Below are 8,998 nucleotides of genomic sequence, written 5' to 3'. Positions count from 1 at the left end.
CAGGCTGAAACCTTGGGCATGACCGATTTGAATGGTGGCGCGCTCTTCAACGCTGAGTTCGGAATAAGACATAGGGACAGCACCGTACCGGAAAGGTCAGGTGTTGCACTCAGTTTTCGCCGCCGCCCTCTATAAAAAAGTTTTCGGCCTGAGTTCGTGATGTTGTTGTTCAGCGTTTTGAGTTGTAACGGAATACCTGTAGTGTCGGTCAGTTAGTTAGTGAGGCAAAGAAGCTCACTTCAGAAGCCAGAAAACTATCTGATGTATACAACATCTCTGAAGACTATCCCAAGGGCCGATCTCGGTACGTTTTTTACCCATGATATTAACTCCTTGTTATTGATGTGGCGCTAACCGGTAGTTGGCGCACTTGCAATGATAGGAATGCAAGTGATTTATTAATAACAGTGGGCTATTTGGTTTTCAATTGAGATCGTCAACGATATTTCCCAAGCTTCTGTGGGATTGTTCTTGCTGCTGAGTAGGGGGTTGCTTACGGTTTTTTCGGTTTTAAGAGGTGGGGATTTTTAACTTTTCACTTCAATGAGTTGCAACGTTTAATAATGTTTCGCGCAAAGTGGGGGAAATGCTTCGGGGGATTATTGGATTTTTGTAGCAGGGGACTATCGAGCTTGCCGTTCTGGCCTCATCGCTGGCAAGCCAGCTCCCACAGGGATCGCTGTGTTGCATAAATCGCATGCACACCGCTGATGCCTGTGGGAGCTGGCTTGCCAGCGATGGGGCCCGTCCAGACGCCATCAAATTTCGCTAACGAAGGTCCCGGTGCCATCAAGGATGTTTTTCAGGGTTTCCACAACCTCATCCATATCCACCATGTCCGGGTTGAAGCTGATCTCCAGCACATCATCCCCGTTCAACGCATCGGCATCCGCCGCCGCAATCTCGATCTTCAGCAGGGTCGAGGTCAGGGTGACTTTGACGCCATCGAGCGTCGAAGGCTCGCCATCCAGCGTAATCTCCAGCTCATCCTCGTCCGGATAGCGGCTCATCAGGAACATGTCGCCCTTGTCGCTGTGGCAGCAGAGCATGGCCATGTTGTCTTCTTCGTCGTCGCACGGGTTGACGATGAGTAGGGCGGTGGTCATTTGCATGGGGGAATTCCTGCCTCAAAGGGCGTGTTGGTCGCAATTGGGCGCGATTCTGCCAGCCCTCGGGAATTTCTGCATGTGAGAGTGTCAGAGGATGTGTCGTGAACGCGACATGGGTCAATGGTCATTTCTGGCACGGATGTACCGTAAAACCGGGCATTCAGACCAACGTTCTGCGCCATGAATGCTAGTGTTTAACCCAGCCGGAGCCTTGGTTTACGTGCCAATGACCGAATATGTCGCAGCACCGCAAGCAGACACATTGTCGCACCCATTAAGCTGCGCAACGGATGAGCACCCGTAAAGGCATTGCCGGCAGCCCCGGACAGTCGCTTTTGCAGATGCTCATTCATGGAAGGTGAATGTGACCTGAGTGTCCCGTCCAGCTTCACCCACCTGTCCCCCTGTTTCCTCTGCCCGAGAATCAGGAACAGGGCGACACAAGCCCCGAAAGGGGTGTTGCACGCGACGCTTTCCATCAATAACAAGCTTAAGCGGAGTACCACAGATGGCGTTCTTCACCGCAGCCAGCAAAGCCGACTTCCAGCACCAACTGCAAGCGGCACTGGCGCAGCACATCAGTGAACAGGCACTGCCACAAGTGGCGCTGTTCGCTGAACAATTCTTCGGCATCATTTCCCTGGACGAGCTGACTCAGCGTCGCCTCTCCGACCTCGCTGGCTGTACTCTCTCTGCGTGGCGCCTGCTTGAGCGCTTCGATCACGCGCAACCGCAAGTGCGCGTCTACAACCCCGATTACGAGCGTCATGGCTGGCAGTCGACCCACACCGCGGTCGAAGTCCTGCACCATGACCTGCCATTTCTGGTCGACTCGGTCCGTACCGAGCTGAACCGCCGCGGCTACAGCATCCACACCCTGCAAACCACCGTGCTCAGCGTGCGTCGTGGCAACAAGGGCGAGTTGCTGGAAATCCTGCCAAAAGGCAGCACCGGCGAAGGCGTACTGCACGAATCGCTGATGTACCTGGAAATCGATCGCTGCGCCAACGCGGCCGAATTGAATGTGCTGAGCAAAGAGCTGGAGCAGGTTCTCGGTGAAGTCCGCGTTGCGGTCGCCGATTTTGAACCGATGAAAGCCAAGGTGCAGGAACTCCTCGCCAAGCTCGACACCAGCGCATTCGTCGTCGATGCCGACGAGAAGAACGAAATCAAGAGCTTCCTGGAATGGCTGGTGGGTAACCACTTCACCTTCCTGGGCTACGAAGAGTTCGTGGTCACCAATCAGGCCGACGGCGGCCACATCGAGTACGACCAGAACTCCTTCCTCGGCCTGACCAAGCTGCTGCGCACCGGCCTGACCTACGATGACCTGCGCATCGAAGACTACGCCGTGAGCTACCTGCGCGAACCGACCCTGCTGTCGTTCGCCAAGGCTGCGCACCCAAGCCGTGTGCACCGTCCGGCCTACCCGGACTACGTGTCGATCCGTGAAATCGACGCCGACGGCAAAGTCATCAAAGAACACCGTTTCATGGGCCTGTACACCTCTTCGGTGTATGGCGAGAGCGTGCGGGTCATCCCGTTCATCCGCCGCAAGGTCGAAGAAATCGAACACCGCTCCGGCTTCCAGTCCAAGGCTCACCTGGGCAAGGAACTGGCGCAGGTGCTCGAAGTACTGCCGCGTGATGATCTGTTCCAGACCCCGGTCGACGAACTGTTCACTACCGTGATGTCGATCGTGCAGATCCAGGAACGTAACAAGATCCGCGTGTTCCTGCGCAAAGACCCGTACGGTCGTTTCTGCTACTGCCTGGCCTACGTGCCGCGCGACATCTATTCCACCGAAGTTCGCCAGAAGATCCAGCAAGTACTGATGGAACGTCTGAAGGCATCCGACTGCGAATTCTGGACGTTCTTCTCCGAGTCGGTACTGGCGCGCGTGCAGTTGATCCTGCGTGTCGATCCGAAAAACCGTCTCGACATCGACACGGTGCTGCTGGAAAAAGAAGTGGTTCAGGCCTGCCGCAGCTGGCAGGACGACTATGCCGCACTGACCGTCGAAAGCTTCGGCGAAGCCCACGGCACCAATGTGCTGGCTGACTTCCCGAAAGGCTTCCCGGCCGGCTACCGCGAGCGTTTCGCTGCGCATTCGGCCGTGGTCGACATGCAGCACCTGCTGAGCCTGAACGAAAAAAATCCGCTGGTGATGAGTTTCTATCAGCCGCTGGGTCAGGTTTCCGGCCAGCGCGAGTTGCATTGCAAGCTGTATCACGCCGACACGCCGCTGGCACTGTCCGACGTGCTGCCGATTCTGGAAAACCTTGGTCTGCGCGTTCTGGGTGAATTCCCGTATCGCCTGCGTCACACCAATGGCCGCGAGTTCTGGATTCACGATTTCGCGTTCACGGCCGCTGAAGGTCTGGACCTCGACATCCAGCAACTCAACGACACCCTGCAGGACGCCTTCGTCCACATCGTGCGAGGCGAAGCCGAGAACGATGCGTTCAACCGTCTGGTACTGACCGCCGGCCTGCCGTGGCGCGACGTGGCGCTGCTGCGTGCCTACGCCCGTTACCTGAAGCAGATTCGTCTGGGCTTCGATCTGGGTTACATCGCCAGCACCCTGAACAACCACACCGACATCGCTCGCGAACTGACCCGGTTGTTCAAAACCCGCTTCTATCTGGCGCGCAAGCTCAGCGAAGACGACCTGGAAGACAAGCAACAGCGTCTGGAACAAGCGATTCTGACGGCACTGGACGACGTTCAGGTACTCAACGAAGACCGCATCCTGCGTCGTTACCTCGACCTGATCAAAGCCACGCTGCGTACCAACTTCTACCAGACTGATGCCAACGGCCAGAACAAGTCGTACTTCAGCTTCAAGTTCAACCCGCACGCAATTCCAGAGCTGCCGAAGCCAGTACCGAAGTTCGAAATCTTCGTTTACTCGCCACGCGTTGAAGGCGTGCACCTGCGCTTCGGCAACGTTGCTCGCGGTGGTCTGCGCTGGTCCGACCGTGAAGAAGACTTCCGTACTGAAGTCCTCGGCCTGGTAAAAGCCCAGCAAGTGAAGAACTCGGTCATCGTGCCGGTGGGTGCGAAGGGCGGTTTCCTGCCGCGTCGTCTGCCACTGGGCGGCAGCCGTGACGAGATCGCGGCCGAAGGCATCGCCTGCTACCGCATCTTCATTTCCGGTCTGTTGGACATCACCGACAACCTGAAAGACGGCACGCTGGTTCCGCCATTGAACGTGGTTCGCCACGACGATGACGACCCGTACCTGGTCGTCGCAGCGGACAAGGGCACTGCAACCTTCTCCGACATCGCCAACGGCATCGCCATCGACTACGGCTTCTGGCTGGGTGACGCGTTTGCCTCCGGTGGTTCGGCCGGTTACGACCACAAGAAAATGGGCATCACCGCTAAAGGCGCGTGGGTTGGCGTACAGCGCCACTTCCGCGAGCGCGGCATCAATGTTCAGGAAGACAGCATCACTGTGGTTGGCGTCGGCGACATGGCCGGTGACGTGTTCGGTAACGGTCTGTTGATGTCGGACAAGCTGCAACTGGTTGCTGCGTTCAACCACCTGCACATCTTCATCGACCCGAATCCGAATCCGGCGACCAGCTTCGTCGAGCGTCAGCGCATGTTCGACCTGCCGCGTTCGGCCTGGACCGATTACGACACCAGCATCATGTCCGAAGGTGGCGGTATCTTCTCGCGTAGCGCGAAGAGCATCGCTATTTCCCCGCAGATGCAGGAACGCTTCGACATCAAGGCTGACAAGCTGACCCCGACCGAGCTGCTGAACGCCTTGCTCAAGGCGCCGGTGGACCTGCTGTGGAACGGCGGCATTGGTACTTACGTCAAGGCCAGCACCGAAAGCCACGCCGATGTAGGCGACAAGGCCAACGATGCGCTGCGCGTGAATGGCAACGAACTGCGCTGCAAAGTTGTGGGCGAGGGCGGTAACCTCGGCATGACCCAGCTGGGTCGTGTGGAATTCGGCCTCAATGGCGGCGGCTCCAACACCGACTTCATCGACAACGCCGGTGGTGTGGACTGCTCCGACCACGAAGTGAACATCAAGATCCTGCTGAACGAAGTGGTTCAGGCCGGTGACATGACCGACAAGCAACGCAACCAGTTGCTGGCGAGCATGACCGACGAAGTCGGCAATCTGGTGCTGGGCAACAACTACAAGCAGACTCAGGCCTTGTCCCTGGCAGCGCGTCGTGCGTATGAGCGCATCGCTGAGTACAAGCGTCTGATGGGCGATCTGGAAGGCCGTGGCAAGCTGGACCGTGCCATCGAGTTCCTGCCGACCGAAGAGCAACTGGCTGAGCGTATCGCTGAGGGCCACGGCCTGACACGTCCTGAGCTGTCGGTGCTGATCTCCTACAGCAAGATCGACCTCAAGGAGCAGCTGCTGGGCTCCCAGGTGCCGGACGATGATTACCTGACCCGCGACATGGAAACGGCGTTCCCGCCGACCCTGGTCAGCAAGTTCTCCGAAGCCATGCGTCGTCACCGCCTGAAGCGCGAGATCGTCAGCACCCAGATCGCCAACGATCTGGTCAACCACATGGGCATCACCTTCGTTCAACGACTCAAAGAGTCGACCGGCATGAGCCCGGCGAACGTGGCTGGCGCTTATGTGATCGTGCGCGACATCTTCCACCTCCCGCACTGGTTCCGTCAGATCGAAGCGCTGGACTATCAGGTTTCCGCTGACGTACAGCTGGAGCTGATGGACGAGCTGATGCGTCTGGGTCGCCGTGCCACTCGCTGGTTCCTGCGTGCCCGTCGTAACGAGCAGAACGCTGCCCGTGACGTCGCGCATTTCGGTCCGCACCTGAAAGAGCTGGGTCTGAAACTCGACGAACTGCTGAGCGGCGAAATCCGTGAAAACTGGCAGGCGCGTTATCAGGCTTACGTTGCAGCCGGTGTACCGGAGTTGCTGGCGCGTATGGTTGCGGGCACCTCGCACCTGTACACCCTGCTGCCGATCATCGAAGCGTCCGACGTGACTGGCCAGAACCCTGCCGAAGTGGCCAAGGCCTACTTCGCCGTGGGCAGTGCGCTGGACATCACCTGGTACCTGCAACAGATCAGTGCTCTGCCGGTTGAAAACAACTGGCAGGCGCTGGCCCGTGAAGCGTTCCGTGATGATGTGGACTGGCAGCAACGTGCGATCACCATCTCTGTCCTGCAACAGGGCGACGGCACTCAGGACGTGGAAACACGTCTGGCGCTGTGGATGGCGCAGCACGAAAGCATGATCTCGCGCTGGCGCGCCATGCTGGTGGAAATCCGTGCCGCGAGCGGCACTGACTACGCCATGTATGCAGTCGCCAACCGTGAACTGCTGGATCTGGCGTTGAGCGGCCAGGCAGTCGTTCCTGCACCGACAACGACCCCGGCCAACGCCGAGCTCGAGCCGGCTGTCTGATCGGCAACTGAATGAAAAAGCCCCGCATCGTGAGATGCGGGGCTTTTTTGTTTATGCGGACTCAACAAGTGCAGCCGCGGAAATCTCTCGGATACAGTCGATGCTATTACGCGTCGACTGCTCCTTCATTCGAAAAAACCGAACTTTAATTCGAATCCAGTCTCAGGAATTGTTGCGCCGAGCGCGAGAATCCGTAGTTCGCCAAGTCATCAAAACCGCGTTCGACGATTTCAATGTTGAGTTTGACCAGAGTCCCCTGTTGCCCGCTAAAAGTGTAGACCTTATCGTCGAGCACTTGCCTTTTAATGAAATCGCCCTGATTCAATTTCAAATAAACGCTGGCATTGTTTGTTGTAATGTCATCCAAGGTGACGACATTCAAATTGGCATCGAACAGTGCGAAAGAACCTGTGGTGTTCGATTCCGTGAAGGCTCCGAGAGGATAGCCGATTTTGACACCGGCACCGAGATACAACGCATGGTTTGTGCCGCTGCGGAATTGTATCTTGTACGTGTAATCGTCGTGGCCAATAAAGTAAGCGTAGTCCGGGCCATCCCACCTCGCTGGAGAGTAGCTGGCCAGGGCGTCACCGGATTTTTCGGGGCCGTGGGATGTAGTGATGTGGCTCTTGCGGAACTCGTAGTTTTTGCCGAAAGGATGTTTGTCGAAGAATACGATGTCAGCATCATCGAATTTGATTTTTGCCAGAAAAGATCGGCTATTCGAAATACCCATGGGTTCGTCCTTGTTTGGTTGGGTTTAAGTTCTGTATTGCATCGACAGTATGCAATTCATTGAGTTTTTTAAAAGCCTGGAACGGTTACTTGTTATTGCGCGAGTGAAGATTGCATTAGCGGTTTGGAATAACTGGTAAAGAAATGACGTAGTGCAATCGGGTTACGGATTCTTTGGTGATGTTGCGCGCGTTAAAAAGCATTGCCTCTGCTTATCATCTAGGCAGAGGCGTTGCCTGTTAACGGTGGCGTTAGTTGTTTTGCAGCATTGATACGGTATTTGCAGCGGGTTTCAACACGTTGTTTAGCGATTGGTCGAATTTTTTCAGAGCGCTTGTTTGCACATCCTGCTGCTGATTAATATCCGCAACAATTTCTTCCGAACGTTTGAAGTCCGCCCAGAGTGGTGTCAGTTCTCTTGCCGCGGAGCCCTTTGCCGTTGCGATATAGCTTAACTGGGCGTCATAAAAATCGGCGCTGACGTCGGCCTTGATGTCGGAACTGCGTGACGTGATCAATTGGCTATGGGTATCGACGATGGCTACCACATCAGGCTTGGCCGCACGCAGGCTCTGCATGTCGGGATACACCGTCACCGAGCCGAACTGACGCTGCAGGGAGGCATTGACCCAGTCCACCGCCATGTCCGGTTTCGAACTGGCGACGTAGGCGTCATGGATCGATTGCACCAGCAGGCTTTGGCCGAAGCCGGTGCCGGCGTTGGCCTGATAGTCGCGCAGGTATTCGCGGTTGGTCTGGGTGCTCGGGCTGTAGACCACGCCGAGCGAAACGCCGGGGCCACTTTTTACCAGGGTGGCGCTGCTGCGGCCGGTTGGGTGAGGAAGCAGAGTGTCCAGTGATGAAACCGCTCTGGGGGCGGTGGGAATCGAACAGGCTGACAGGGCTAGAACCGATATCGCTAATACACTGGTGAGCGCAAGTTTCATGGTGTTTCTCCCGTGAAACAACATCAGTCGGAAAGTTTTCAATGTCGTTCATGGCGACAGTTGATCCAGACTAAACCCACCGAGCTGACCCTTTGCCGGGTTAAAACGACTTGAATAGTTTCATTTGCTGTAACCCGTTGCGGGTAATTACTGCGGGAAATAAAAAGGCGCCGATTGTCGATTTGCGCCTTTTTATTTATGGCTGACTAAACAGCCATCAGTTTTTCAGCGGGATCAACACCTGTTCATCCGGGGCCAGCACCATGAACACCAGCAACTTCGCCGGTTTGCTTTGGCTGGCATTTTTCGACAGCAGATGTTCGGAGCCGGCCGGTTCGTACCAGAACTGACCCTTCTTGTAAGTGACTGCTTCTTCGCCCTTGACCTGGGAAATCACCTCGCCCTCCAGCACATAGGCCATGGCAGTGCCCTCGTGTTTGTGGGCGATGGACGACTGGCCCGGTTTGTAATCGACTTCGATCATCATGGCTTTTTTGCCGGGGACGTTTTTCAACATCTGGTCTTGCAGGACGGTGATTTTCTCGGATGGGTTATGAGCGAAAGCGGCAGAAGCGCAAAGGCTCAGGGTCAGGGTCAGGGCAGCGGTGAACAGGGGCAGGGCTTTCATGGCGGGTTACCTGTGATGATTGGGGGTGCTGATCACAGTAGTCCGCGCAAAGGGGCATGCAAACGGCCAATATTCGGGAAGATTGGGTGACCAATTGGCAGCGTGTCAGAAAGCGTATCGGTACGTCGGAAAACGCCTTCGCGAGCAGGCTCGCTCCCACAGG

At 56.4% G+C, this 8,998-nt stretch carries 6 protein-coding genes; 1 reads left to right on the top strand and 5 read right to left on the bottom strand.

From position 1 onward, the window contains the following. Positions 1–72 (bottom strand): helix-turn-helix domain-containing protein (locus tag JJD74_RS31135; RefSeq protein WP_146469857.1); only part of this gene is annotated, 72 nt, incomplete at its 3' end. Positions 73–758: 686 nt separating this feature from the next. Next, positions 759–1,112, bottom strand: coding sequence for a hypothetical protein (locus JJD74_RS16270; RefSeq protein WP_200615498.1), 354 nt, complete (start codon positions 1,110–1,112; stop codon positions 759–761). Positions 1,113–1,617: 505 nt separating this feature from the next. On the opposite strand from JJD74_RS16270, the gene JJD74_RS16265 reads away from it, so the two are divergent. Continuing rightward, complete coding sequence (locus JJD74_RS16265; RefSeq protein ID WP_047301642.1) at positions 1,618–6,525, top strand: NAD-glutamate dehydrogenase; 4,908 nt, start codon at positions 1,618–1,620, stop codon at positions 6,523–6,525. A 145-nt stretch (positions 6,526–6,670) separates the two neighbouring features. Here the strand turns inward: JJD74_RS16265 and JJD74_RS16260 are convergent, their stop codons facing one another. The 3 genes from JJD74_RS16260 to JJD74_RS16250 form a co-directional block, all read right to left on the bottom strand. Continuing rightward, positions 6,671–7,261 (bottom strand): hypothetical protein, encoded by a 591-nt coding sequence (locus JJD74_RS16260; protein WP_115147056.1) that lies wholly within the window; start codon positions 7,259–7,261, stop codon positions 6,671–6,673. 250 nt (positions 7,262–7,511) lie between these two features. Further along, positions 7,512–8,207 carry an ATPase gene (locus tag JJD74_RS16255; RefSeq protein WP_200615496.1) on the bottom strand — a complete coding sequence of 232 codons (696 nt, stop codon included), beginning with the start codon at positions 8,205–8,207 and terminating at the stop codon, positions 7,512–7,514. A gap of 217 nt (positions 8,208–8,424) precedes the next feature. Then, positions 8,425–8,835, bottom strand: coding sequence for a cupin domain-containing protein (locus tag JJD74_RS16250; RefSeq protein WP_200615494.1), 411 nt, complete (start codon positions 8,833–8,835; stop codon positions 8,425–8,427). Positions 8,836–8,998: the final 163 nt, after the last annotated feature.

It is taken from the genome of Pseudomonas sp. MF6776, from assembly GCF_016613125.1.
Lineage (GTDB): Bacteria > Pseudomonadota > Gammaproteobacteria > Pseudomonadales > Pseudomonadaceae > Aquipseudomonas > Aquipseudomonas iridis.
This window is presented reverse-complemented; position numbering and strand designations above follow the sequence as displayed.